This is a genomic window from Agromyces laixinhei (assembly GCF_006337065.1).
GTDB lineage: Bacteria > Actinomycetota > Actinomycetes > Actinomycetales > Microbacteriaceae > Agromyces > Agromyces laixinhei.
Map to the genome: position 1 here is coordinate 1,799,555 of NZ_CP040872.1, position 24,721 is coordinate 1,824,275.

At 69.8% G+C, this 24,721-nt stretch carries 24 protein-coding genes and 1 pseudogene; 16 read left to right on the top strand and 9 right to left on the bottom strand.

Annotated features, from left to right (window positions below):
* The 3 genes from ftsY (at position 1) to ffh (ending at position 3,025) form a co-directional block, all read left to right on the top strand.
* Positions 1 to 876, top strand: coding sequence for a signal recognition particle-docking protein FtsY (gene ftsY, locus FHG54_RS08445; protein ID WP_139416876.1), 876 nt, complete (start codon positions 1 to 3; stop codon positions 874 to 876).
* Between the two features lie 13 nt (positions 877 to 889).
* Positions 890 to 1,372 carry a hypothetical protein gene (locus FHG54_RS08450; protein WP_139416877.1) on the top strand — a complete coding sequence of 161 codons (483 nt, stop codon included), beginning with the start codon at positions 890 to 892 and terminating at the stop codon, positions 1,370 to 1,372.
* A 75-nt stretch (positions 1,373 to 1,447) separates the two neighbouring features.
* Positions 1,448 to 3,025: a signal recognition particle protein gene (gene ffh / locus FHG54_RS08455; protein WP_139416878.1), complete on the top strand. Its 1,578-nt coding sequence runs from the start codon at positions 1,448 to 1,450 to the stop codon at positions 3,023 to 3,025.
* Here ffh and FHG54_RS08460 read toward each other — a convergent pair.
* Both FHG54_RS08460 and FHG54_RS08465 read right to left on the bottom strand, forming a co-directional pair.
* Positions 3,022 to 3,819 (bottom strand): spermidine synthase, encoded by a 798-nt coding sequence (locus FHG54_RS08460; protein ID WP_139416879.1) that lies wholly within the window; start codon positions 3,817 to 3,819, stop codon positions 3,022 to 3,024. The genes ffh and FHG54_RS08460 overlap by 4 nt on opposite strands.
* Positions 3,776 to 4,999 carry a glutamate--cysteine ligase gene (locus tag FHG54_RS08465; protein WP_139416880.1) on the bottom strand — a complete coding sequence of 408 codons (1,224 nt, stop codon included), beginning with the start codon at positions 4,997 to 4,999 and terminating at the stop codon, positions 3,776 to 3,778. Before FHG54_RS08465 ends, FHG54_RS08460 begins: the two co-directional genes overlap by 44 nt.
* Positions 5,000 to 5,254: 255 nt before the next feature.
* On the opposite strand from FHG54_RS08465, the gene rpsP reads away from it, so the two are divergent.
* The 4 genes from rpsP to trmD are packed head-to-tail and all read left to right on the top strand — an operon-like array spanning position 5,255 to position 7,237.
* Positions 5,255 to 5,674, top strand: a complete 420-nt coding sequence (rpsP, locus tag FHG54_RS08470) for a 30S ribosomal protein S16 (protein ID WP_139416881.1) — start codon at positions 5,255 to 5,257, stop codon at positions 5,672 to 5,674.
* 4 nt (positions 5,675 to 5,678) lie between these two features.
* On the top strand, positions 5,679 to 5,915 hold the full coding sequence (locus FHG54_RS08475) for an RNA-binding protein (protein WP_022891825.1): 237 nt from the start codon (positions 5,679 to 5,681) through the stop codon (positions 5,913 to 5,915).
* 1 nt (position 5,916) lies between these two features.
* On the top strand, positions 5,917 to 6,540 hold the full coding sequence (gene rimM, locus FHG54_RS08480; protein WP_139416882.1) for a ribosome maturation factor RimM: 624 nt from the start codon (positions 5,917 to 5,919) through the stop codon (positions 6,538 to 6,540).
* Positions 6,541 to 6,547: 7 nt separating this feature from the next.
* A complete protein-coding gene (trmD, locus tag FHG54_RS08485; protein WP_139416883.1) occupies positions 6,548 to 7,237 on the top strand; it encodes a tRNA (guanosine(37)-N1)-methyltransferase TrmD in 690 nt (229 codons plus the stop codon).
* A gap of 17 nt (positions 7,238 to 7,254) precedes the next feature.
* On the opposite strand, the gene FHG54_RS08490 is transcribed toward trmD, so the two are convergent.
* The 6 genes and pseudogenes from FHG54_RS08490 to nirB all read right to left on the bottom strand — a co-directional run bounded on the left by FHG54_RS08490 (position 7,255) and on the right by nirB (position 16,934).
* Positions 7,255 to 8,865: an FAD-dependent oxidoreductase gene (locus FHG54_RS08490; protein WP_139416884.1), complete on the bottom strand. Its 1,611-nt coding sequence runs from the start codon at positions 8,863 to 8,865 to the stop codon at positions 7,255 to 7,257.
* Positions 8,862 to 10,973 (bottom strand): molybdopterin oxidoreductase family protein, encoded by a 2,112-nt coding sequence (locus FHG54_RS08495; protein WP_139416885.1) that lies wholly within the window; start codon positions 10,971 to 10,973, stop codon positions 8,862 to 8,864. The genes FHG54_RS08490 and FHG54_RS08495 overlap by 4 nt, the downstream gene beginning before the upstream one ends.
* 11 nt (positions 10,974 to 10,984) lie before the next feature.
* Positions 10,985 to 12,367, bottom strand: a complete 1,383-nt coding sequence (locus FHG54_RS08500; RefSeq protein WP_139416886.1) for an MFS transporter — start codon at positions 12,365 to 12,367, stop codon at positions 10,985 to 10,987.
* Between the two features lie 140 nt (positions 12,368 to 12,507).
* Positions 12,508 to 13,638, bottom strand: a complete 1,131-nt coding sequence (locus FHG54_RS08505; protein WP_139416887.1) for a uroporphyrinogen-III synthase — start codon at positions 13,636 to 13,638, stop codon at positions 12,508 to 12,510.
* On the bottom strand, positions 13,635 to 14,411 hold the full coding sequence (gene cobA, locus FHG54_RS08510) for a uroporphyrinogen-III C-methyltransferase (RefSeq protein WP_233437733.1): 777 nt from the start codon (positions 14,409 to 14,411) through the stop codon (positions 13,635 to 13,637). The genes FHG54_RS08505 and cobA overlap by 4 nt, the downstream gene beginning before the upstream one ends.
* Positions 14,408 to 16,934, bottom strand: a pseudogene (gene nirB, locus FHG54_RS08515) (nitrite reductase large subunit NirB). Before nirB ends, cobA begins: the two are co-directional and overlap by 4 nt.
* Before the next feature lie 198 nt (positions 16,935 to 17,132).
* Here nirB and nirD point away from each other — a divergent pair.
* On the top strand, positions 17,133 to 17,483 hold the full coding sequence (gene nirD / locus FHG54_RS08520) for a nitrite reductase small subunit NirD (protein WP_139416889.1): 351 nt from the start codon (positions 17,133 to 17,135) through the stop codon (positions 17,481 to 17,483).
* A gap of 39 nt (positions 17,484 to 17,522) precedes the next feature.
* Here the strand turns inward: nirD and map are convergent, their stop codons facing one another.
* Positions 17,523 to 18,290 carry a type I methionyl aminopeptidase gene (gene map, locus FHG54_RS08525; protein ID WP_139416890.1) on the bottom strand — a complete coding sequence of 256 codons (768 nt, stop codon included), beginning with the start codon at positions 18,288 to 18,290 and terminating at the stop codon, positions 17,523 to 17,525.
* Between the two features lie 71 nt (positions 18,291 to 18,361).
* On the opposite strand from map, the gene FHG54_RS08530 reads away from it, so the two are divergent.
* The 8 genes from FHG54_RS08530 (at position 18,362) to dprA (ending at position 24,619) form a co-directional block, all read left to right on the top strand.
* A complete protein-coding gene (locus tag FHG54_RS08530) occupies positions 18,362 to 18,910 on the top strand; it encodes an MFS transporter (RefSeq protein WP_139416891.1) in 549 nt (182 codons plus the stop codon).
* 228 nt (positions 18,911 to 19,138) lie between these two features.
* Positions 19,139 to 19,486, top strand: coding sequence for a 50S ribosomal protein L19 (gene rplS / locus FHG54_RS08535; RefSeq protein WP_139416892.1), 348 nt, complete (start codon positions 19,139 to 19,141; stop codon positions 19,484 to 19,486).
* Between the two features lie 80 nt (positions 19,487 to 19,566).
* The gene (lepB, locus tag FHG54_RS08540; protein WP_139416893.1) at positions 19,567 to 20,316 is read left to right on the top strand and encodes a signal peptidase I; all 750 of its coding nucleotides are present in this window, start codon (positions 19,567 to 19,569) and stop codon (positions 20,314 to 20,316) included.
* A gap of 61 nt (positions 20,317 to 20,377) precedes the next feature.
* Positions 20,378 to 20,995 (top strand): ribonuclease HII, encoded by a 618-nt coding sequence (locus tag FHG54_RS08545; RefSeq protein WP_139418372.1) that lies wholly within the window; start codon positions 20,378 to 20,380, stop codon positions 20,993 to 20,995.
* A 5-nt stretch (positions 20,996 to 21,000) separates the two neighbouring features.
* Positions 21,001 to 21,324 carry a DUF2469 family protein gene (locus tag FHG54_RS08550; RefSeq protein WP_022891843.1) on the top strand — a complete coding sequence of 108 codons (324 nt, stop codon included), beginning with the start codon at positions 21,001 to 21,003 and terminating at the stop codon, positions 21,322 to 21,324.
* Positions 21,325 to 21,429: 105 nt separating this feature from the next.
* A complete protein-coding gene (locus tag FHG54_RS08555) occupies positions 21,430 to 21,786 on the top strand; it encodes a YraN family protein (protein ID WP_139416894.1) in 357 nt (118 codons plus the stop codon).
* A complete protein-coding gene (locus FHG54_RS08560; RefSeq protein WP_139416895.1) occupies positions 21,786 to 23,336 on the top strand; it encodes a YifB family Mg chelatase-like AAA ATPase in 1,551 nt (516 codons plus the stop codon). The genes FHG54_RS08555 and FHG54_RS08560 overlap by 1 nt, the downstream gene beginning before the upstream one ends.
* On the top strand, positions 23,333 to 24,619 hold the full coding sequence (gene dprA / locus FHG54_RS08565; RefSeq protein ID WP_139416896.1) for a DNA-processing protein DprA: 1,287 nt from the start codon (positions 23,333 to 23,335) through the stop codon (positions 24,617 to 24,619). The genes FHG54_RS08560 and dprA overlap by 4 nt, the downstream gene beginning before the upstream one ends.
* Positions 24,620 to 24,721 lie beyond the last annotated feature (102 nt).

Genomic DNA, 24,721 nt, shown 5'->3' on the forward strand with positions numbered 1-24,721 from the left:
ATGGCAGAACGTGCATCCTGGTCGCTCGGAGCGGCCCTTCGCGGGGTCTTCGGAGCGAAGACGATCGACGAGGACACGTGGGACGACCTCGAGTCGGCGCTCATCCGGGCCGATTTCGGCCCTGCCGTCACCGAAGAGATCGTCGAACAGATCCGCTCGCAGGTCGATCGGTACAAGACCACCGACCCCAAAGACGTGCAGCGGATGCTCCGTGAGATCGTCGAGGAGCGGCTGGCGAAGTACGATCCCACGTTGAAGCTCACCGAGCGGCCCGCCGTCGTGCTCGTCGTCGGCGTCAACGGGGTCGGCAAGACCACGACGATCGGCAAGTTCGCCCGGTTCCTGCGCACCTTCGACCGCAGCGTCGTGGTGGGGGCGGCAGACACGTTCCGTGCCGCTGCCGTCGACCAGCTCGCGACGTGGGCCGAACGCGCGGGCGTCGGCATCGTGCGCCCCGAGCGCGAGGGTCAGGACCCGGCATCCGTGGCATTCCAGACCGTCGAGCAGGCCAGGCGCGACGGCACCGAGATCGTCATCATCGACACGGCCGGGCGCCTCCACACCAAGGGCGGGCTCATGGACGAGCTCGGCAAGATCAAGCGGGTCGTCGAGAAGCAGGCGCCGATCAGCGAGGTGCTGCTCGTGCTCGATGCGACCACCGGTCAGAACGGCCTCGCGCAGGCCGAGGCGTTCATCGAGCACGGCGGGGTCACGGGCCTCGTGCTCACGAAGCTCGACGGCAGCGCCAAGGGCGGCTTCGTGCTCGCCGTGCAGGAGAAGACGGGCCTGCCGATCAAGCTCATCGGGCAGGGCGAGGGCATCGGCGACCTCACGGGATTCACCCCGCACGTCTTCGCGCAGAAACTCGTGGGCTGAGAAGGAGACCGGCATGGCGATCGAACACGACTACTTCGGCCTCATCGGCGACTACTGGTCCGAGCGCAAGGAGTACGGCGATCAAGACGTCGAGGTCGTGCTCGATGCCGACTCCGACGAGGTGTCGAGCGCATCGCTCGACGCGGCGGCCACGATGGTCGGCGAACTCGAGCTCATCGACGACGAACTGCGCGGCGTCTTCGTCGGTCAGCTCGACTCGGGCGGCAGCGCGGTCTCGCACTTCCTCGTCGCGGTGCTCGACGGCGACGACGCAGAGGCCGCAGGCGACGCGATCACCCGCGATTCGGGCGATCGCCACATCGACGCCCTCCGTTCGCTGAGCCTCGTGCGGGTCGACCTCCGGCCCGACGCAGACGGCGACGGCGAGACGTTCGCCGAGTTCGAATTCGGCCTCGCGCCCGAAGACGTCGAGCAGCGGCTCGTCGCGTCGATCGACATCCACCGCGATCTGGTCGACCTGCGCTTCGACGCCTGAGCCCGTTCGAACGGTCTGAGCGGCCGGGGCCCGCGCGCAGTCGAGGCATCCGACCTCAATTAGACTTGGCGAACCATGGCTACCTTCGGAAACCTGTCTGACCGCCTCGCCGAGACCTTCAAGAATCTCCGCACCAAGGGCAAGCTCTCCGCGTCCGACGTCGACGGCACCGTCCGCGAGATCCGTCGCGCGTTGCTCGACGCCGACGTCTCGCTCGACGTCGTCAAGGAGTTCACGGCGCACGTGCGCGAGCGCGCGCTGGGCGACGAGGTCAACAAGGCGCTGAACCCGGCCCAGCAGGTCGTGCAGATCGTCAACGACGAGCTCATCGCGATCCTCGGCGGCGAGCAGCGACGCCTGGTGTTCGCGAAGAACCCGCCGACCGTCATCATGCTCGCCGGCCTCCAGGGCGCCGGCAAGACGACCCTCGCGGGCAAGCTCGCGAAGTGGCTCGTGAACGACGGCCACACCCCGATCCTCGTGGCGGCAGACCTCCAGCGTCCGAACGCCGTGAACCAGCTGCAGGTCGTCGGCGGTCAGGCCGGCGTGCCCGTCTTCGCCCCAGAGCCCGGCAACGGCACCGGCGACCCCGTGAAGGTCGCGAAAGACGCGGTGAAGCACGCCGAGCGTGCGCAACACGATGTCGTCATCATCGACACTGCCGGTCGACTCGGCGTGGACGCCGAACTCATGAAGCAGGCGTCGAACATCCGCAAGGCGACGAACCCCGACGAGGTGCTCTTCGTCATCGACGCGATGATCGGCCAAGACGCCGTGACGACCGCGAAGGCCTTCCAGGAGGGCGTCGACTTCACCGGCGTCGTGCTCTCCAAGCTCGACGGCGACGCGCGAGGCGGTGCCGCCCTCAGCGTGGCGTCCGTCACCGGTCGCCCGATCATCTTCGCCTCGACCGGTGAAGGGCTGGGCGACTTCGAGCCGTTCCACCCCGACCGCATGGCGAGCCGCATCCTCGACCTCGGCGACATCCTCACCCTCATCGAACAGGCGCAGTCGGCCTTCGACGAAGAAGAGGCGCTGAAGGTCGCCGAGAAGTTCGCGACCGACCAGTTCACCCTCAACGACTTCCTCGGCCAGATGCAGCAGCTCCGCGGCGCGGGATCGATCAAGAAGATGCTCGGCATGCTGCCGGGTGCCGGTGGCATGAAGCAGCAGCTCGAGAACTTCGACGAGCGCGAGATCGTGCGCACCGAGGCGATCATCCAGTCGATGACCCCCGCCGAGCGCGAGAACACGAAGCTCCTGAACGGTTCGCGGCGCCTGCGCATCGCGAAGGGCGCCGGCATGACCGTCACCGACGTCAACCAGCTCGTCTCGCGCTTCGAGCAGGCCGCGAAGATGATGAAGACCGTCGCTCGCGGCGGTACGCCGCAGATTCCCGGCATGGGGCCGATCCCCGGTGGCGGGGGCCACGGCAGCGGCAAGCGTCAGTCGGGCAAGGGCAAGAAGTCGAACGCCTCGAGGTCGGGCAACCCCGCGAAGCGCGCCGCCGAGAACGCGGCGATCGCTTCTGGGGCCGCTCCGGGCGGGTCGAGTGCGCCGTCCGGCTCGGGATTCGGCCTGGGCGGCGGCGCGGCGAAGGCCGCTCCGAGCGAAGAGGAGCTCGCGGCCCTGCAGAAGATGCTGCGCGGCTAGTCGTGCCGCGGGGTTCCGGCGAACTCCTCGAGCCGCGGACCGTCGACGACGGTCGCGCCCGTCGCGACCGAGAAGGGGTCGATCGCAAGCCACTGCGCGATCGATTCGGCATCGAGCGGATGCCGCGACCCCACGATGATCGTGTTGCCGGGCGACACCCGGCTGAGCACGGCCTCGGAGCTGATCACGAGCACGTGGGGGAGCAGGTCGAGCATCGCGGCGAGGGTGTCACCCGTCACCCGCGGCTCGGCTCCGTTCAGGCAGTTGACGACGACGACGCCGCCGGGAGCCAGAAGCGAGGCGAGTTCGGCGAAGAACTCGACCGTCGTGACGTGGCGCGGGGCAGTGCCTCCGGCGAAGACGTCGACGACCACGAGATCCCACCGGGCGTCGCCGTCGCCTGAGAGCCGCCGCACCTCTGCGCGCGCATCGCCGATCGCGAGCTCGATCGGCGCGCCATCGGGCAGCGGCAGGTGGCGGGTCACGTAGTCGAGCAGTTCGGGGTGGAGCTCGACGACGCGCTGACGGCTCGAGGGGTGCAGCGCGTGCAGGTAGCGGGGGAGGGTGAGCGCACCGGCGCCGAGGTGCAGGGCGGAGGGCGCCTCGCCAGGCACGACTGCGAGCACGGCAGCGATGCGGCGCACGTACGGCAGCTGCAGGTCCATCGGATCGTCGGGGTTCACGTGCGACTGGGTGATGTCGTCGATGACGAGCGAGTAGCCGCCGTTCGTGCCCCGATCGGGCTGGAGCTCAGCCCTGAACGCTGCGGTCTCGAGGATCGGCGGAGTCTCCATGCTCATCGACCCTAGGTGATGCGCCCGCACCGGGCGGCGCGACCTCGATGCCGTCGCGGAGTTCGCGGGCGAGATGGGCGACGACGGCCCTGAGATCGCCGCCGGCGGCCTCGGCGACCCGCAGTTGGCGCGCGTAGCTCGCTCCGGAGTCGAGCATTGCGCGTACCTGCTGCAGCTCGGCCGCGCAGCCGAGACGATCGGCGACGGGTGAGAGCGTCACGAGGAGCTCGCGGAGGTCGTCGGCGACGGGTCGCTCGGTGCCCGCGACATCCGTGATCACCTCGGCAGCAAGCCCGTACCGCGCAGCCCGCCATTTGTTCTCGCGCACGAACCAGGGCTGCAGCACGGTGAGCGATTCACCGTCGTCGAGCCGCGTGCTCATCCACTCCACGAGGCACTGCACGAGCGCGCCGATGGCCGCGATCTCAGCGGACGTCGAGAGCCCGTCGCAGACGCGCACCTCGACCGTGCCCCACCTCGGAGACGGGCGGATGTCCCAGCGCACCTCGCTGTGCTCCTCGATGACGCCCGTGCGCACGAGATCGCCGACGTACCGTTCGTACGCCGGCCAGTCGGCGAGCGGGTAGGGGAGTCCGGCCGTCGGCAGCTGCTGGAACATGAGTGCGCGGTTCGAGGCGTAGCCCGTGTCGACGCCGGCCCAGAACGGGCTCGAGGCCGACAGCGCCTGCAGGTGCGGGAGATAGGCGAGGAGGCCGTCGAGGATGGGCAGCGCCTTGTCGCGCTCCTCGATGCCGACGTGCACGTGCACGCCCCAGATCATCATGTTGCGACCCCACCAGCGTGTGCGCTCGATGAGCTTGTGATACCTGGGCTTGTCGGTGAGGTGCTGGTCGTACCACTGGCTGAACGGGTGGGAGCCCGCGCAGATCAGGTCGTAGTCGCCGAGCTCGTCGATCACGGCGCGCACCTCGGCGAGCTGGCCCTCGAGGTCGGCGACGGCGCCGGCGACGGTCTCGTGCACCGCGGTCACGAGCTCGACGGTGTTCGTCAGCAGCTCGGAGGTGATGAACGGATGATGCTCGCCGGAGCTTTCCGCGTCGAGCGCGTCGAGCACCGCGCCGGCGACCGACGCGAGTTCACCCGTCGCGCGATCGACGATGGCGATCTCCCACTCGAGGCCCACGGTGGATCGCGCCGATCGTGCGAACTCGATCGTCATGCGTGCGCCCCCGTTCCCTGCCGCCGCGCGTTCCGGCGTGGAGACATCATGACACGCGCCGCTCGAGCGACGATGGTGGACAGGTCACAGCGTTCCGATTCTCGTTTCGGCGCGGAATCTGCAAGAATGGTCTGTCGAGTTCTGTATCGCCCGACCCTCTATCCGGCGCGCAGAACCTCATTGAGCTTCCGCCGAGTGTGCACCCCACGCTCACGGCTGTCAGTTCGCCAACTCACAACATTTTTCAGGAGAATTGTGGCTGTCAAGATCCGTCTCAAGCGCCTCGGCAAGATCCGTGCGCCGTACTACCGCATCGTCGTGGCCGACTCGCGCACCAAGCGCGACGGTCGTGTGATCGAGGAGATCGGCAAGTACCACCCCACCGAGAGCCCCTCGTTCATCGAGGTCGACTCCGACCGCGCGCAGTACTGGCTCTCCGTCGGCGCACAGCCGACCGAGCAGGTCGCGGCGATCCTCAAGCTCACGGGCGACTGGGGCAGGTTCAAGGGCGACGAGAACGCCGCCTCGACCGTGCAGGTCGCTGAGCCGAAGGCCGCCTTCGTGGCCGACGAGAAGAAGAAGCCGGTGCTGAAGCCCAAGGCCGACAAGCCCGCAGCCAAGGCTGCAGAGGCCGAGGCCGAAGCTCCCGCCGAGACCGCGACGGACGAGGCGTAAAGCCTTGCTCCAGTCCGCGCTCGAACACCTCGTCAAGGGGATCGTCGATCACCCCGACGAGGTGAAGGTCGTCTCCGCGTCGAGCGCACGTGGCGAGGTCCTCGAGGTTCATGTGAACCCCGAGGACCTCGGTCGCGTGATCGGCCGTGCCGGCCGCACCGCGAAGGCGCTCCGCACGCTCGTCACCGCCCTCGCCGACGGTCGTCGCGTTCGCGTCGACGTCGTCGACACCGACGACTGACGTGGCCGACACTTCAGGCACACAGCTGCGGGTCGGTCGCCTGCTGAAGGCGCACGGCCTGAAGGGCGCCATCAAGATCGAGCTCTACACCGACGACCCCGACCGGCGATTCACTCCCGGCGCCGAATTCTCGCTGCAGGTGCCAGGCGATTCGCCGTGGCATGGCAAGAGCCTCACGCTTCGCGAGCTCCGCTGGTACAACGGGCACGCGGTCGGGTTCTTCGAGGGCGTCGACGACCGCACCGGCGCAGAGGGGCTCGCGAAGGCGATCCTCTGGGTCTCGCACGTCGAAGAAGAGGCGCAGGAAGACGACGCCTGGTACGACCACCAGCTGATCGGTCTCGCGGTCATCCGCGAGGGCGAGAAGATCGGCGAGGTCTCGCACGTCGACCACCTGCCCGCCCAAGACCTGCTGATCGTCAAGACCGGCGGCGGCGAGGTCATGGTGCCGTTCGTCGCGGCCATCGTGCCCGAGGTCGATCTCGCTGCGGGCACGGTCACCGTGACGCCGCCTCCGGGGCTCTTCGAAGAACTGCCCGAGGCCGAGGCTGCGGCCCCGACCGCAGCGGCGCCCGTCGACGCAGTCGATTCGGATGACGCGGCACCCGCCGATCGCGACGAGTAGGCCGTCGATGCGCATCGACATCGTCACGATCTTCCCCGAGTTCTTCTCGGTGCTCGATCTGTCGTTGCTCGGCCGGGCGCGCCAGTCGGGCCTCATCGAGGTGACGGCGCACGACTTGCGCGACGCCACCCATGACCGCCACCGCACGGTCGACGACACACCGTACGGCGGCGGCGCCGGCATGGTCATGAAGCCCGAGCCGTGGGGTGAGGCCGTTGACCGCATCGTGGGCGACGGGGCATCCGACGCCCTGCTCGTCGTGCCGTCACCGGCCGGCGAGCCCTTCACCCAGCAGATCGCCCGCGAACTCGCCGCCGAAGCGCACCTCGTGTTCGCCTGCGGGCGCTACGAGGGCATCGACCAGCGCGTCGTCGACCACTACGCGACGCGCATGCGCGTGCGGCTCATCAGCCTCGGCGACTACGTGCTGAACGGCGGCGAGGTCGCCGTGATGGCGATGATCGAGGCCGCCGGGCGGCTCGTGCCGGGTGTCGTGGGCAACCCCGAGAGCCTCGTCGAAGAGTCACACGAAGACGGTCTGCTCGAATACCCGAGCTACACGAAGCCGGCCACGTGGCGGGGGCTCGAGGTGCCGCCGGTGCTGCTCTCGGGCAACCACGGGGCGATCGCCGACTGGCGCCGCGAGCAGCAGCTCGAGCGCACACGGCGGGTGCGCCCGGAACTGCTGGGCGAGTAGGCCTCGCCTGAGGCGACTCAGGCGGTGACGCTCGGCGTTCCGTCGGGCTCCGCGGCGCGGGCGAGGAGCTCCTCGATGCGGCCCCTGCACCCCCCGCACCCCGTGCCCGCTCGGGTCTCGCGACCGACAGCCTCGACCGTCGTGGCGCCGCACGCCGCGGACTCCTCGATGCGGCCGACCGTCACCCCGTTGCACCAGCACACGGTCGAGGCCGGGGCGAAGGCGTCGGCGTCGGCGCTCGGATCGTAGTCGGGGCCGTCGAATCGGAGCAGCACCGATCGATCGGCGGGCAGCTCGCCGCGCCGCTCGAACAGCAGCGTGAGCTCGGCCGCCGTGCGCGGCATCCCGACGCTCACGAACCCGGTGAGCGCGCCGTCTTCGGTGACCATCTTCACGTAGCGGAGATGCTCGGGATCGGCCCATTGCGACACCCGTCGTCGCGGGTGCACGGCATCGTCGTCCCACGCGTCGGCCGAGACGTCGCCGACCGCGACGACGTCGATGTGCTCGGCCTTGAGCATCACGATCGCATCGCGTTCGGCGGGCGCTGCGGCATCCGCTCGCTCATCACCCGTCGTCGTCGCGATGAATGCCCCGGCGAGCCATTCGGCCTGCCGCCAACCCGGCCCGACGAGACCTGATGGCACGCCGGGGAGCACGCGCTGCCCGGCGAGCTCGTCGGTGCGTTCGACGACCTGGGCGCAGTCGCCGATCGCGTACACATCGGGGTCCGTCCAGCTCGCGAGCCCGGCGCCGACGACGACCCCGACCGCCGTGCGAAGACCGGCCAGGGTGGCGAGTTCGTTGCGAGGGCTCACGCCGCAGGAGAGCACGAGCAGATCGCCGCGCAGTTGCTTGCCGTCGGCGGTGATGACCGTGTCGAAACGGCGAGCGCCGCCGTCGCCGGTTCGAAACGCCACGGCCTCGGCACGGCTGTGCGCGACCACGGTGACTCCCGCCCTTCGCAGAGCGGCGCGCAGTACCTGCCCGCCGCCGCGGTCGAGGTTGCGCGGCATCGGGTGCGGACCGTGGTGCACGACGCACACCTGGGCGCCGGCGTGGGCGGCGGCGAGTGCGAGTTCGAGGCCGAGCACGCCGGCACCCAGCACGATGATGCGCCTGCGGGCCTGCACTGCGGAGAGGACGCGTTCCGCGTCGGTGAGGTCTCGAAGGGCGGTGATGCCCTCGGGCAGCAGGTCGTCGCGGGCGATGAGCTGCTTCGGGTACTTCTGGAGCGAGGCGAGATCGCGGCGATGCCGTTCGACGCCGTCGAGGGTCGGCACGTTCGCTCGCGATCCGGTCGCGAGCACGAGCCGGTCGTACTCGAGTCGCTCACCCGAGTCGAGCTGCACGAGCCGCGCCGTTCGATCGATCGAGGTCGCGGCGACGCCGAGCAGCACGCGTGCGCCGGCCGCCTCTGCGGCGGCCCGATCGCCGACGAGCATTGCTTCGAGCTCGGTGTTGCCGACGGCGTACTCGGCGACGAGCACGCGGTTGTAGGCCTCGACGTCTTCACCCGCGACGACCGTGAGGGCGATCGACCCGACTTCGACGGCCGGCAGCAACTCCTCGACGAACCTGGCGCCGACCGTGCCGTAGCCGATGAGCACGATCCTGAGCGGGGTCATGCCGTCGCCTCCATGTCGACGATGCGTGCGAGGTGCACGACGTTGGTCTTGAACTCGGGCATGGCCGAGACCGGGTCGACCGCGTCAGAGGTGAGGAGGTTCGCGGCCTGCTCATCGCCGTAGTGGAACGGCAGGAAGACGGCGTCGGGGCGGATGTCGGTGGTCAGGCGTGCGCGGCATCGCACGGTTCCCAGCGCATTCGAGAGTTCGACGGGTTCGCCGTCGGCGACGCCCAGCCGCTCCGCCGTCGACGGATGCAGCGCGGCACGGGCCTCGGGCTGAGCTTCGGCGAGTTCGGGCACCCGCCGCGTCTGCGCGCCGCTCTGGTAGTGCTCGAGCAGTCGTCCGGTGACGAGCGTGAGCCGCCCGGGCAGCGGGGCGGGGTGGGCCGACGCCCGCACCGAGACGGGCACGAGTCGAGCGAGACCGTCGGGGTGGGCGAAACGTTCGGAGAAGAGCCTCGGAGTGCCCGTGCTGCCGCGGGGGTAGGGCCAGTAGGCGGCCTCACCCCGGTCGAGCATGGCGTAGTCGATGCCCGAATAGTCGGCGATGCCGCCCTCCGATGCCAGGCGCAGTTCTGCGAAGGCGAGCTCGGGGTCGACGTCGAACGTCGCGGTGCATCCGAGGCGCCGGGCGAGTTCGGCGAGGATCCAGAGTTCGTCGCGCACACCGCCGGGCGGGGTGATCGCCCGGCGGCGACGGATGACGCGGCCCTCGAGCGAGGTCATCGTGCCCTCCTCCTCGGCCCACTGCGTGATCGGCAGCACCACATCGGCGAGCGCGGCCGTCTCGGAGAGGAAGAAGTCGCACACGACGAGGAGATCGAGCGCGGTGATGCGCTCGCGCACGTTCGTGACATTCGGCGACGAGACGACGAGGTTCGAGCCGTGCACCATGAGTGCACGCACGCCGCCGGGCTCGCCGAGCGACGCCAGGAGCTCGACGGCAGGTACGCCCGGTCCGGGGATGTCGCCCGGCGCGACGCCCCACACCCGCGCGACGTGCGCTCGCGCCTCGGGGTCGGTGATCTTGCGATACCCGGGCAGCTGATCGCACTTCTGGCCGTGCTCGCGGCCACCCTGCCCGTTGCCCTGCCCGGTGAGCGTGCCGTAGCCGCTGCCGACCCGCCCCGGCAGGCCGAGGAGCAGCGCGAGGTTGATCGCCGCGGTCGCCGTGTCGGTGCCGTCGACGTGCTGTTCGACGCCTCGCCCGGTGAGGATGTAGGCGTTGCCGCTCGAGGCGAGTCGTCGTGCGAGCCGGCGCAGCGTCAGTGCCGGAACCCCGGTGGCCGACTGCACTCGTTCGGGCCACCATGACGCGACGCTGCGCCGGATCGCCTCGTAGCCGACGGTGCGAGCCGCGACGTAGTCGAGGTCGACGAGACGCTCGGCGATGACGATGTGGATGAGCCCGAGCAGCAGGGCGAGGTCGGTGCCCGGCATCGGCTGCAGGTGCATCCCTCGGCCGTCGTCGGTGAGCCGGGCGGTCGCCGTGCGCCGTGGGTCGACGACGACGAGGCCGCCCTCGGCCTGTGCTCCGGCGAGGTGGCCGATGAACGGCGGCATCGTCTCGGCGACGTTCGTGGCGAGCAGCAGGATCGTGTCTGCCCCGTCGAGATCCTCGAGTGGGAACGGCAGGCCGCGGTCGAGCCCGAAGGCGCGGTTGCCGGCTGCGGCGGCCGACGACATGCAGTACCGGCCGTTGTAGTCGATGCGGCTCGTGCCGAGGGCGAGCCGCGCGAACTTGCCGAGGAGGTACGCCTTCTCGTTGGTGAGGCCGCCGCCGCCGAAGACGCCGACCGCGTCGGCGCCGTGCGCCTGACGGATGCCGCCGAGCGCGGCCGCCACGTGATCGAGCGCCTCTTCCCATCCCGCCTCGTGCAGCACGCCGTCGGAGCCCCGCACGAGCGGGGCGTCGAGCCGTGACGGTGCACGGAGCAGTTCGGCCGATGTCCAGCCTTTCTTGCAGAGCCCGCCGCGGTTGGTCGGGAAGTCGCGGCCGCTGACGGTCACCGGGGTCGCCGCGGCATCCGTCGCGTCGTTCTCGGTCAGGGTCATGGCGCATTGCAGCGCGCAGTACGGGCAGTGCGTGTCGGCGGAGCGGCTCATCCGGTCTCGATTCAGATCTTGTGCTCGCGAAGGCGGCGGGAGCGCACGTAGACGGTGTAGACGAGCACGAGAAGTGCGACGTCGGCGGCGATGAAGCCGAGGAACGCGCCGGCGTAGCCGCCCGTGGCCTGAGACGAGATGTTCAGCACCTGCGGAATGAGGAATCCGCCGTATGCGCCGATGGCCGAGATGAGACCGAGTGCAGCGGCGGCCCGGCGCTGCGTCGAGACATCGCCCGCACCGGCACGCACAGCGAAGACGACGGGCACCATTCGATAGGTCGAGCCGTTGCCGATGCCGGCCGCTGCGAACAGGAACAGGAAGCATCCGAGGAAGAGCCAGAAGTCGCCGAGCGGGAGGACGAGCAGCACGCCGGTCGTGATCACGCCCATCGCGGCGAACGCGAGCATCGTGATGCGCGCCCCGCCGAAGCGGTCGGAGAGCCGCCCGCCGTACGGCCGCGCGAGCGAGCCGACGAGTGCGCCGAGGAAGGCCAGCGAGATCGAGGCTCCTCCGACCCCGATCGCGGAGAACTCGGGGAACTGGTCGGCGATGAGCTTCGGGAAGACGCTCGCGAAGCCGATGAACGAGCCGAACGTGCCGATGTAGAGCAGTGACAGCACCCAGAGGTGCGGTTCGCGCAGCGCCGCCGCCGAAGCCGCGAAATCAGCCTTCGCGCTCGAGATGTTGTCCATTCGGCGGTACGCGCCGATCATGGCGACGAGAATCAGTGGCACCCAGATCCAGCCGGCGAGCGGCAGGTTCAGTGTGGCGCCGGCGCCGATCGTCACGACGACGGGCACCGCGAACTGGGCGACGGATGCCCCGAGGTTGCCGCCCGCGGCGTTCAGTCCGAGTGCCCAGCCCTTCTCGCGCTGCGGGAAGAAGTACGTGATGTTCGACATCGAGCTCGCGAAGTTGCCGCCGCCGAAGCCCGCGAGCGCTGCCACGAGCAGCAGCACGCCGAACGGTGTCTCGGGGTTGCCGACGACGACGGCGAGGAGGATCGCAGGGATGAGGAGGAGGCCGGCCGAGACGATCGTCCAGTTGCGGCCGCCGAATCTCGGCACCAGGAATGAGTACGGGATGCGGAGTGTCGCGCCGACGAGGCTCGGAATCGAGATGAGCCAGAAGGTCTCGCCCGTGGTCAGATCGAAGCCCGCGGCCGGCAGCGTGACGGCGACGATCGACCAGAGCTGCCACACGACGAAACCGAGGAACTCGGCGAAGATCGACCAGCGGAGGTTCCGGCGGGCGATCGCCCGGCCCGCGGTCGCCCACTGTACGGCGTCCTCCGGATTCCAGTTGTCGATCCACCGGCCGGGCCGGGCCGCGAGGGCCGGTGCGGCCCCGGCGGCGACGAACGGGGGAGTTGCGTTCACGGTGTCGGTCATCGTGCCTCCAGGAAAGGTCGGTCGCGGTCGATCCGGTGTGATGCCGACGTTATTCGCGACGTGTTTCGGCGGCAGGCGCCGGTCGTGAACGCTGCGTCTCGACCTGCTCACCCGGAGTCGTCGGCGGTGTGAGGCCGGGGTCAGACATCGATCCGGTATCCGCGTTTGACGACCGTGGCGATGAGGCCGGTCACGCCGAGCGTCTGCCGCAGGCGGCTGAGGGCGACCTCGAGGGCGTGTTCGTCGTCGGTGCCGGGCAACGCGGAGATGAGCCGGTCGCGAGCCACGACGGAGCCGCGAGCCGCGATGAGCGTGCGGAGGAGCATGAGGGCGACGGGCGCGAGCGCGATCCGGCGATCGTCGACCTCGACGACGGCACCGCGGAGCTCGAGCGGACCGTGACGCGTGTCGAGCCGCAGCACGCGCTCTGATTCGAGGTGCTCGCAGACCAGCCGGATGAGCGCCCCCATGCGGAATCGCTCGGGCCGGATCGGCTCGATGCCTGCCGCCACGAGCGGCCCCGCCGTGACCGGGCCGACGGCCGCAGCCACGACCGGTCCGCACATCGCATCGATGAGGTCGTCGAGCCTGCCCTGCAGCTCGGCCGCGGCGAAGAGCGCGTGCACCGCGGGCGCGCTCGTGAAGGTGATGCAGTCGAGTCCGCCGGTGCAGGCTGCCTCGATGAGGCGGTCGACCCGTTCGTCGGTCTCGTCGGGCGGAGTCCAGCGATACGGTTCGACGGTCAGCACGCGGTCGTGGGCGTCGCGCAGGCGGTCGAGCTGCGACGGGTTCAGGAACCCGTGCAGCTGCACGGCGACCGTGAGCCCGGAGGGCATCGTGGCGAGCACCTCGTCGATGAGCGACTCGGTGGTCTCCTCGGCGCTCATGCCGATGTCGTTCAGGCCGGCGGCGCGGATGCCGCCGCGCGCCTTCGGCCCGCGCACGAGGATCGACGTGTCGGAGAGCGCGTCGACGAGCTGTTCGCCGAGTCCGGCGGCATCGGCGACTTCGAACCACCGGCGTACGCCGTAGGCGGTCGTGGCGAGGAGCACTTCGGGCCGAGCCCGGATGATCGCACGGGTGTCGGCGATCACGGGGTCGTCGGAGACGGCGTTCGCCATGCGGACCGTCGGTGCGTGCAGCACCGACGCTCCGCGGCGCTCGAGTGCATCGATGAGGTCGCCCGAACGTCGATCGCTCGTCACGCCGATGCGGAAACCCTCGAGCTGGTCGTGCCGAAACCCGGGTGGGAGCTCGGTGACGTCGGTCATGCGCCGACCGCCGTGAATCCCGCCGCGCGCCGCATGAGCTCTGTCGCGCCGGCCTCGCCGTCGTGGGCGAGTCGCACGACCTCGCCGATCACGACGACGGCGGGCGAGGCGACGCGTGCTCGGCCGGCGGCGGTGACGATATCGGCGAGGTCGCCGATCGTCGTGCGCTGGTCGGCGGTGAATCCCCGTTCGATGATCGCGACGGGCATCTGCGCCGACATGCCGTGCCGAGCCAGACCGGCGGTCAACGCGGGCAGCGAGTTCACGCCCATGAGCACGACGATCGTGCCGCCGAGGCCCGACAGGTGCTCCAGCTCGTTCTCGGAGAGCGGCGTGTGGCCGGAGACGACGGTGAAGAGGTGGCTGATGCCGCGATGCGTGAGCGGGATCCCCGCGGCGCCGGGAACGGCGACGGCGCTCGTCACGCCGGGGATCACTTCGACGTGTACGCCCGCTGCATGGCAGGCGAGCAGCTCCTCGCCCCCGCGACCGAGCACGTACGGATCCCCGCCCTTCAGCCGCACGACGCGCCGGCCGGCGTGTGCATGCTCGACCATGAGTGCTTCGATCTCCTGCTGCGGTACGGCGTGATGGCCCGGTCGCTTGCCGACGTCGACGAGTTCGGCGCCGGGCGCGAGTTCCTGCAGCCGCTCGTGCGGCGCCAGCCGGTCGTAGAGCACGACGTCGGCGCGCGCGAGTGCACGTGCGGCAGCGAGGGTCAGCAGATCCTCCCTGCCGGGGCCGCCGCCGACGAGGGTCACCAGGCCGGTCATGCGCCGCGCACCGGGATGTTCGGGCCGGAGACGACGACGGCATCGCCGGGCGCGTTCACGAACGGGCGGAAGCGCCGGAGCCGTTCCGGGTCGGCGAGGGTTGCGGCCCATTCGTCCTCGTAGGTGTCGACGTGCGCCGCCATCGCCTGCTCCAGTTCGCCTGCGAGTCCGAGCGAGTCGTGCACGACGACGTCGCGTACGTGGTCGAGCCCGCCCTCGAGGTCTTCGATCCACCGCGCCGTGCGCTGCAAGCGGTCGGCGGTGCGCACGTAGTACATGATGTAGCGATCGATGTAGCGCAGGAGCGTCTCGTCGTCGAGATCACTCGCGAGCAGCTGGGCGTGCGACGGTTGGAAACCGCCGTTGCCGCCGACGTACATGTTCCACCCCTGGTCGGTGGCGATCACACCGACATCCTTCGCCCTGGCTTCCGCGCACTCGCGGGCGCATCCGGAGACGCCGAACTTCAGCTTGTGCGGTGACCTGAGGCCGCGGTAGCGCAGCTCCAGCTGCACGGCCATCGCCACCGAGTCCTGCACGCCGTACCGGCACCAGGTCGACCCGACGCAGCTCTTCACGTTCCGCAGCGACTTGCCGTAGGCCTGGCCCGATTCGAATCCGGCGTCGACGAGCCGCTTCCAGATCTCGGGGAGTTGGTCGAGGCGTGCACCGAACAGGTCGATGCGCTGACCGCCCGTGATCTTCGTGTAGAGGTCGAAGTCGGTCGCGACCTGCGCGATCACCGCGAGCTTCTGCGGCGTGATCTCGCCCGCGGGGATGCGGGGGACCACCGAGTACGTGCCGTCCTTCTGCATGTTCGCCATCGCCCGGTCGTTCGTGTCCTGCAGGCCGCCGCGGCCGCCGTCGAGGATGTACGAACCGTGCTGCGTCGCGAGGATCGAGCCGATGACCGGCTTGCAGACGTCGCAGCCCCGGCCGCCGCCGAGGCGCGTGACGATCTCGTCGAACGAGGTGAGCCCGAGCACCCGCACGGACTCGAACAGCTCCTGGCGCGAGAGATCGAAGTGCTCGCAGAGCGCACGCGATGGCGTGATGCCCGACTTCTGCAGCTCCGACTCGAGCAGCTTCTTCACGAGCGGCACGCATGAGCCGCACTGCATCCCGGCGCGCGTGCAGCTCTTGAGGGCGCCGAGCTCGGCGCATCCGTCCGCATGACCGGCATGGGCGCCGCCGATGGCGTCGCGGATGGTGCCTGCGCTGACGTTGTTGCACGCGCAGACGAGGGCCGACGCGGGCAGTTCGTCGCCGGCCGGCGCTTCCATGCCCGATGCGGAGAGGTACGCGGCCGGCTCGCTCGAGAGCTCTGTGCCGAGCAGCGGGCGCAGCGACGCGTACGGCGAGGCGTCGCCGACGAAGATGCCGCCGAGGAGGGTCTTCGCATCGGAGGTCACGACGAGCTTCTGGTACAGCCCGCGGGCCGGGTCGGCGTAGACGATCTCGAGCGCATGCTCCGTGTTCGCGAGGGCATCACCGAAGGTCGCGACATCGACGCCCCGAGAGCTTCAGCTTCGTGGCGTCGTCGACGCTCGTGAACTCTGCGCCTCCGCCGAGCAGGCGGTCGGCGACGACCTCGGCCATCGCGTTCGCGGGGGCGACGAGGCCGGTGCAGCGACCCTCGAAGCTCGCCACCTCGCCGATGGCCCAGATCTGACGGGCGGATGTCGCGCACGCCGTGTCGATCGCGATGCCGCCGCGCGGGCCGAGCTCGAGCCCGAGATCGCGTGCGAGTTCGTCGCGAGGGCTGATGCCGATCGCGAAGACGACGAGGTCGGCGGCGATGCGGCGCCCGTTCGTCAGTTCGACGCCGACGACCGCGTCGCCCTCCGCCAGCACGGCGGCGGGCCGGGTGCCGAGGTGCAGCCCGATGCCCTGACCCGAGATGATGCGACCGAGGGCGCGCCCGGCGCCCTCGTCGAGCTGCGCCGACATGAGCCAGCCGCCCGAGTGCACCACCGCGGTGTGTGCGCCGAGCTTCGCGAGGCCGCCGGCGGCCTCGAGGCCGAGGAGCCCGCCCCCTGCGACCACGACCTGCGCCGGCCGGCCGTGCGCCGCCGCGAGCTTCCTCGTCTCGGCGACGAGCGCATCGACGTCGTCGATCGTGCGGTAGACGCGGGCGTGCCTGCTCCCCGGTATTTCGGGCACCGGCGCACTCGAGCCCGTCGCGAAGACGAGTTCGTCCCACGGCAGCGACCGGCCGCTCGACGTGGTCGCGGTGTGGGCCTCGGGGTCGACCGCGAGCACGCGCTCGCCCGTGATGAGGGCGATTCGGTCGTCGTCCCACATCGAGGGCGCCAGGGTGAGGTCGGCCGTTGCATCCGCGAGCCTCGTGCTGAGGGCGACGCGGTCGTACGGCCGCCGCGACTCCTCGCCCACGACCGTGACGCGCAGCCCCCGCCTCGTGTCGCGCGAGGCCAGGCTGTCGGCGAGTCGGTGCGCCGCGGGTCCGCCGCCGATGATGACGACGTTCCGCACGTCGACATCTGCTCGGGTGTGGTCGATCATGGTCGCCTCCGGGGGTCGAATGAGGCGAGCGTACGATCGCCCCGTTTCGACCCTGTTTCGGCGCGGTAACCTCCGCGATCCACCGTCGCACGGTCGGTGCTTCGCGATGTGAGGCCGGTTTCACACCGGTGAAACATTCGGATGCCGCGGAGGAAACACCCGGAACCTAGCCTCGGAGGCACGAGGAGAGGAGCCGGCATGTCGCTGACGATGGAGAGGACCGCCACGTGGGAGCCGACCTGCGGGGTCGACGACCTCGAGCCGGGCTGGGGTGAGGTCGCACTGCTCGGTCGCGCGCAGGTGGCGCTGCTCCGTCTCGATGAAGAGGAGGTGTACGCCGTGGATCACCACGACCCGCACACAGGCGCTCCGGTGATGGCCAGAGGCATCGTCGGGTCGCGCGGCGACCGGCCGACGATCGCGTCGCCCCTGCACAAGGAGGTCTACGACCTCGGCACGGGGGAGTGCTTCACCGACGGCGCGCTGGCACTGCGCACTTACCGCACCCGTATCGTCGGCGGCATGATCGAGGTCGAACTCGAGCGGTGAGCCCGACCGCGGCGGCGGTGCTCCCGGCCGGCCGGCCGGTCAGGAACGCCGCGTGAGCACGATCGGGTCGCCATCGGTGATCGCGATCGTGTGCTCGGAGTGCGCACCGCGCGACCCGTCGGCACTGCGCAGGGTCCACCCGTCGGGGTCGGTGAAGATGCGGTCGGTCGTCTCGAGGAACCACGGTTCGATCGCGACGACGAGTCCGGCCTTCAACGGCAACCCGCGACCTGGTCGACCGTTGTTCGGGATGTGCGGGTCGCCGTGCATGGTGCGGCCGACGCCGTGGCCGCCGAAGTCGGTGTTGATCGAGTAGCCCTCTGCCTTCGCGACATCCGCGATCGCCCGCGAGATGTCGCCGATGCGGTTGCCGGTGCGGGCGGCCGCGATGCCGGCGTCGAGTGCGCGGCGACTCGTGTCGATGAGGCGGCGGTCTTCGTCGCTCGGGGTGCCGACCACGATCGAGATCGCCGAGTCCGCGACCCATCCGTTCACCGACGCCGCGAAGTCGAGGCTCAGCAGGTCGCCGTCGCGCAGCCGGTAGTCGTGCGGAAGCCCGTGCAGTACCGCGTCGTTGACCGAGGTGCAGATCACCTTGCCGAACGGGCTCGCGCCGAACGACGGGTGGTAGTCGATATAGCAGCTCTCAGCCCCCGCCGCTCGGATCATCTCGTGGGCGAGGGCATCGAGCTCGAGCAGGTTCACGCCGACCGCCGCTGCGGCCGAGGTGGCCTCCAGCACGCTCGCCACGAAACGGCCTGCCGGCCGCATCTCCTCGATCTCTGCAGGGGTCCGAAGTTCGATCACGACTCCATTCTGTCGGCTCCGCCCTGAGTGAACACCCGGCGCGCGCAGGCATGCCGGATTACGCTGTGAACATGCTTCTACGGCGTGCACTGTACCGATGGCAGATGATCGCGGTCGTCGTGCTGCCGGTGTGGCTCGCGGTCGGCTGGGCCGTCTTCGGCGGCGGCGGGTGGGGCACGCTCGGGCTCGTCATCGTCGTGCCCGTCGCCTTCGTCGTGCTCGGCGTCGTGGCGCTCCTCACGAACGTGCGGCCGACCGTGCGTCACGAGCGCGCGCTGTCGTGGATCGATGTCGGCGTGCTCACCGCCTGGCAGCTCGCGATCATCGGCACCGGGTTCTACGGCGCATCGGCCACCCTGTTCGGCGTGCTCGCGATCCTCCTCGGCATCGCCGCGTTCTGGGTCGCGGTGTGGCAGCTCGTCACCGACGGGGCGAACCGGATGAAGGCCTCCATGGCCGAGTTCGAACGACTCGCCGGCCAGCAGCAGGGCGGGGCCGCGAGCGGTGCCTCGCCCGGTTCGACGGGTCGGAAGCCTGGTCCCGCCGGCCCCGGCGTGCGGCGCCCGCCGTTCGACGACGGCGGAGATGACGTGATCATCATCCACGAGACCCGCGACTAGCGTCAGCCCCGATCGCGCCGACGCCCGTGGCATCCGGACTCGGCTGCCGCCGGTTTCTGGCGGCTTTTGCCCATCGGGCCTCTCACATGGCAGAATAGAGGATTGTGCCGCCGCAGGTCTCTGCCTCCGGGGAGCGCGCACGCACGATTCGATCGTGTGAGGCGGCACCAGTCACTCGTATTCAATGATCAGCGGTCGACCGGCGGCGGGCGCAGAGAGCGAACCATCATGCACATCCTCGACCATGTCGACGCCGCGAGCCTGAGGTCGGATGTTCCCGACTTCCGCCCCGGCGACACCGTCAAGGTGCACGTCAACATCATCGAAGGCACGCGCTCGCGCATCCAGGTGTTCCAGGGTGTCGTCATCGGCCGTCAGGGTGAGGGCGTCCGCGAGACCTTCACCGTCCGCAAGGTCAGCTTCCAGGTCGGCGTCGAGCGCAAGTTCCCGGTTCACTCCCCGGTCATCGACCACATCGAGGTCGTCACCCGTGGTGACGTCCGTCGCGCGAAGCTCTACTACCTGCGCAAGCTGCGCGGCAAGAAGGCGAAGATCAAGGAGAAGCGCGACGCCTGATCCGCTCTGCGGATCGCGCTCCACGCGAACTCTTCCACGGGCTCCCCACCTCTAGACTGGTGGGGAGCTCGGGCGGTTAAATGACAGAAGAAGACACAGGCACGCGAACAGATCGCGAGCCTTCGGCGACGCCGAACAGACGACGCGGCGTTCTGCTGTTCCTCCGAGATCTGCTCGTCATCTTCGTGGTGGCCGTGCTCGTCTCGTTCCTCATCAAGACGTTCCTCATCAGGTCGTTCTTCATTCCATCGCAGTCGATGGAAGAGACGTTGGTCAAAGACGACCGCATCATCGTGAACCAGTTGGTGCCCGATCTCGCGCCGCTCGAACGCGGCGACGTCATCGTCTTCGAAGACCCGGGCGGATGGCTTCCGGCCCGCATCGAGGTGCAGCAGCCGCCGCTCATCGCCGCCGTCGACTGGTTCCTCTCCTTCGTGGGCCTCTCGGCTCCCGACTCGAACGACCACCTCGTCAAGCGACTCATCGGCCTGCCGGGTGACCACGTCGTCTGCTGCAACGCCCTCGGGCAGATGAGCGTCAACGACGTGCCGCTCGACGAGCCCTACATCGCGCTGCCGCCCGGTGACACGAAGGCGTCGCGCGACGACTTCGACGTGGTCGTGCCCGACGACTCGCTGTGGGTCATGGGCGACAACCGCAACAACTCCAAAGACTCGCGCTACAACGGCGGCACGCCGCTCGAGGGGTTCGTGCCGACCGACAACGTCGTCGGGCGGGCGTTCGTCGTGAGCTGGCCGGTTTCGCACTGGGCGTGGCTCGACAACTACCCGCAGGTCTTCGAGGGCGTCGACGACGAGACGGGCGACTGAGGTGGCCCCCGCCGTCGTGCCCTCGCTCCGTGTCGAACGCGAGTTCTTCGCCGAGGCGCCCATGCTGCTCGCGTGCGACGAGGTCGGTCGCGGAGCGCTCGCCGGCCCCGTCGCGATCGGTCTCGTGCTCATCGACTCCGGCGTTCGCCGCATGCCGGCCGGCCTTCGCGACTCGAAGCTCCTGAGCGAACCTCGGCGTGAAGCGATGTCGCCGAGGGCCGCTGCCTGGGTGCGCGCGTCTGCGATCGGCGAGGCCAGCGCGGCCGAGATCGACGAACTCGGCATCATGGCCTGCCTCGGACTCGCCGGTTCCCGGGCGTTCGCCGAGCTGTCGGCGGCGAACGAGCTCATCGACGACGTGCCGCTCCTGCTCGACGGAAACCACGACTGGCTGAGTGCCTCGATCGATCACCGGGCTCGCGTCGTCACCCGCATCAAGGCCGACCGCGACTGCGCGTCGGTGGCCGCGGCATCGGTCATCGCGAAGGTGCATCGTGACCGCTTCATGCGCCGAGCCCACGACGCGCGGCCGCTGTACTCGTGGGACGAGAACAAGGGCTACTCCAGCAGGGCGCACTTCGCCGCGATCGACGAACACGGCCCCAGCGAGCTGCACCGCACGACCTGGCTGCACGATCGCAGCCCGGCGCCGACGCTCTTCGACCTCAGCGTAGGATGAGTGCGATGGATGAGGACGAGTTCGAAGACTACGACCGCGAGGTCGAGCTGGCCCTGTATCGGGAATACCGCGACATCGTGTCGCAATTCAAGTACGTCGTCGAGACCGAGCGACGGTTCTATCTCGCCAACGAGGTCGAACTCGTGCGCCGCGACACCGAGCACGACTTCTACTTCGAACTGACGATGAAAGACGTCTGGGTCTGGGACGTCTATCGTGCCGACCGATTCGTGAAGTCCGTGCGCGTGCTCACCTTCAAAGACGTCAACGTCGAAGAGCTCGCCACGCGTGAATTCGAACTGCCGAAAGAGCTCGCACTCGACGAGTAGCACTCCGTCTCCCCAGCGGCGATTTCCGGAAGTTCTGCACGGCCGGTTGCTCTCCGCGCGGCCGTCCGGTCGCGCTCCGCGACGCTGGTCGCGGAGGTGGTGCGGATGTCGCACAATGCGGAGCTCGGACGACGCGGTGAACAACTCGCCGTCGAGCATCTCGAGGCTCGTGGCATGCAGGTGGTCGAACGCAACTGGCGGTGCCGTCTCGGCGAGATCGACATCGTCGCCCGCGACGGCCGTGACACGGTCTTCGTCGAGGTCAAGACCCGCACGACCGGCGACTACGGGCATCCGTTCGAGGCGATCACACCACTGAAGCTCGCACGCCTGCGGCGGCTCGCGATCGCATGGTGCGAGGCGACGGATGCCGCGGTCTCGCGGGTTCGCATCGACGCCGTGGCCGTGCTCGCCCCGAGCGAGGCGCCCGCGCTCATCGAGCATCTCGAAGGCATCAGCTGATGCCGGTCGCACGCACGCGTTCGGTGGCGCTCCTCGGACTGACCGGCTCGATCGTCGAGGTCGAGGCAGACCTCTCGTCGCAACTGCCCGCGTTCATCATCATCGGGTTGCCCGATGCCGCACTCGGCGAGGCACGTGATCGGGTGCGGGCCGCCGCGGTGAACGCCGGATGCCCCCTTCCGCAACGGCGGCTCACGGTCAACCTCTCTCCCGCGGCGCTGCCGAAGCACGGCTCGGGCTTCGACCTCGCGATCGCAATAGCCTGTCTCGCCGCCGCGGGGGAGATCTCGGCCGAGTCGGTCGAGCGCGCCGTTCATCTCGGGGAACTCGGCCTCGACGGCCGGCTTCGACCGATCGACGGTATCCTCCCGGCCGTGCTCGCCGCGGTGCGTGCCGGCTACGACACCGTGATGGTGCCCGCCGCCAATGACGCCGAGGCGCGACTCGTGCCCGGCGTGACCGTGATCGGAGTGGCATCGCTCCTCGATGCGGCGGTGCATCACGGAGGCGTCTTCGACGACCGCACGTTCGAGGCCGTGCCCGCTCCCGACCGTGTCGCCTCGGCCGGTGTGGTCGAGGAATCGCACGGAGACCTCGCCGACGTCGCCGGCAACGACGCCGCCGTCGAGGCGCTGCTCGCTGCTGCCGCAGGCGGCCATCACATGTTCCTGCTCGGCCCGCCCGGGGCGGGCAAGACGATGCTCGCTTCGCGATTGCCCGGTCTCCTCCCCGATCTCGACGCCGAAGAGGCACTCGAGGTCGCCTCTCTCCGTTCCCTTGCCGGGCAGCCGCTCAGCGGGGGGCTCTCGTTGCGACCGCCCTTCGAGGCACCGCACCACACCGCCACCGCGGCCGCGATGGTCGGTGGCGGCAGCCGGCTGATCCGCCCCGGTGCTGCGGCTCGTGCATCGCACGGGGTGCTCTTCCTCGACGAGGCACCCGAGTTCCCGTCGGCGGTGCTCGATGTGCTCCGCCAGCCGCTCGAGTCCGGCACCATCGCGATTCATCGTGCGAACGCCGTTGCGTCGTTTCCCGGCCGCTTCCAGCTCGTGCTCGCGGCCAATCCCTGCCCATGCGGCAACCACGGTTCCAAGGTCGGTGACTGCATCTGCCCACCGGCGGCCCGGCGCCGGTACATGGCCCGCGTTTCCGGGCCCCTTCGCGATCGGCTCGACGTGCAGCTCTTCGTTCCGCGCATCACGGCCGCCGGGCTGCGAATCGCGGCCGAGCAGCCGGGAATGTCGACGGCCGTGGCGCGCGAGCGTGTTCTCGAAGCTCGAGCGAGGGCCGCCAGCCGGCTGCGCGAGACACCTTGGCGCACGAACGCGCAGATGCCCGGGCCATGGCTCCGCGGTGCCGGCGGGCTGCACCCCGGCGGCCGCGCAACGGCTGATCTCGACCGCTCGCTCGAACTCGGCGGAATCACGATGCGCGGGTACGACCGCATTCTCAAGGTCGCGTGGACCCTCGCCGATCTCGACGGCGCAGACTCGCCCGGGTCCGAACACGTCGGGCGGGCGCTCTTCCTTCGAAAGGGGCTGCCGCAATGAGCATCGTCCGGACGGCCGCTACCAGTCTGCGCACCGAACTCTCCGCCCTGCGGTGCAACCCGCCAGGCGACGCGATGGCGCTCGACGACGTCTTCGCCAGGGCGTTGCTCGGCACCGTCGCTGAGCCCGGCGATGGATTGCTCGGGCGCGCGATCGATGCGCTCGGTGCTGCGCCGACGGTCGAACTGCTGCTCGGCAGGGCCGGGCCGACTCGCTTCATCGACGAGGTCGAGCACGTCGGCGGCGTGATCGACGAACGCGAGGCGACGAACGGGCTCGATCGCTGGCTGCCCCGCATCGACCACAACGCGTTCGTGCGCTCGCTCGGTCAGGCGGCGCGAGTGGGAGCGCAGCTCGTGCTCCCGACCGACGCGGTCTGGCCGAGCGGCGTCGATGAGCTCGGTGTGCACGCGCCGATCGGTCTGTGGGTGCGCGGCCGGGCAGACGCACTCGCAAGCGCAGACGCGTCGATCTCACTCGTGGGCGCCCGAGCGGCGACCGGCTACGGCGAGCACGTGACGATGGAGGCCTCGGCGGGACTCGTCGATCGAGGCTTCGCCGTCGTCTCAGGTGGTGCATACGGCATCGACGGAATGGCGCACCGGGCGGCTCTCGCGAGTGACGGCACGACCATCGCCTTCCTCGCCGGTGGCGTCGACCGGTTCTATCCGATGGGGCATGAGACGCTCCTGACGCGCATCGTCGAAACCGGTGCCGTCGTCTCCGAGCTGCCGTGCGGCGCTGCACCGACGAAGTGGCGCTTTCTGCAACGCAACAGACTCATCGCCGCAGCGAGTGATGCGACCGTGGTGCTCGAGGCGGGAACCCGCTCCGGGTCGATCAACACCGCCGGGCACGCGGCAGCTCTCGGTCGCCCGCTGGGCGCCGTTCCCGGACCTGTGACAAGCCCGGCGTCAGCCGGCTGCCACCGGCTCCTTCGCGAGTACGACGCGACGTGCGTGGTGGATGCCGATCAGATGGCCGAGCTCGCCAGCGGGCGCCGGCGACGCGTCGTCTCGACGGAGCACGGTCCGCTCGATCAGGCCGGGCCCTCGACAGGAGCCGGCGGTGAGGCGCCGACTCGACGGTGGGGCGTCGAGACGACGCCTGAGGCGGTGCGGGTGCTCGACGCGCTCAGCTCCCGCAGCCCTCGCGAGCTCGCCGATGTGGCGCGCAGGTGCGGAATGGCGCCGACCGCGGTGATGGGCGTGCTCGGCGGACTCGAGGCCGCAGCACTGGCCGCGAGGCATCCGCAGGGCTGGTTGCGAGCGAAGCGCGAGTGACGGAGTAGTGATTGCGTGCACGCCGGCGCAGGTGCAATGGCGTGGTCGGCGTGCGATCCGGCGCGGCACGCCGGTACGTCGGAGGCAGGCTCTAGGCTGGCG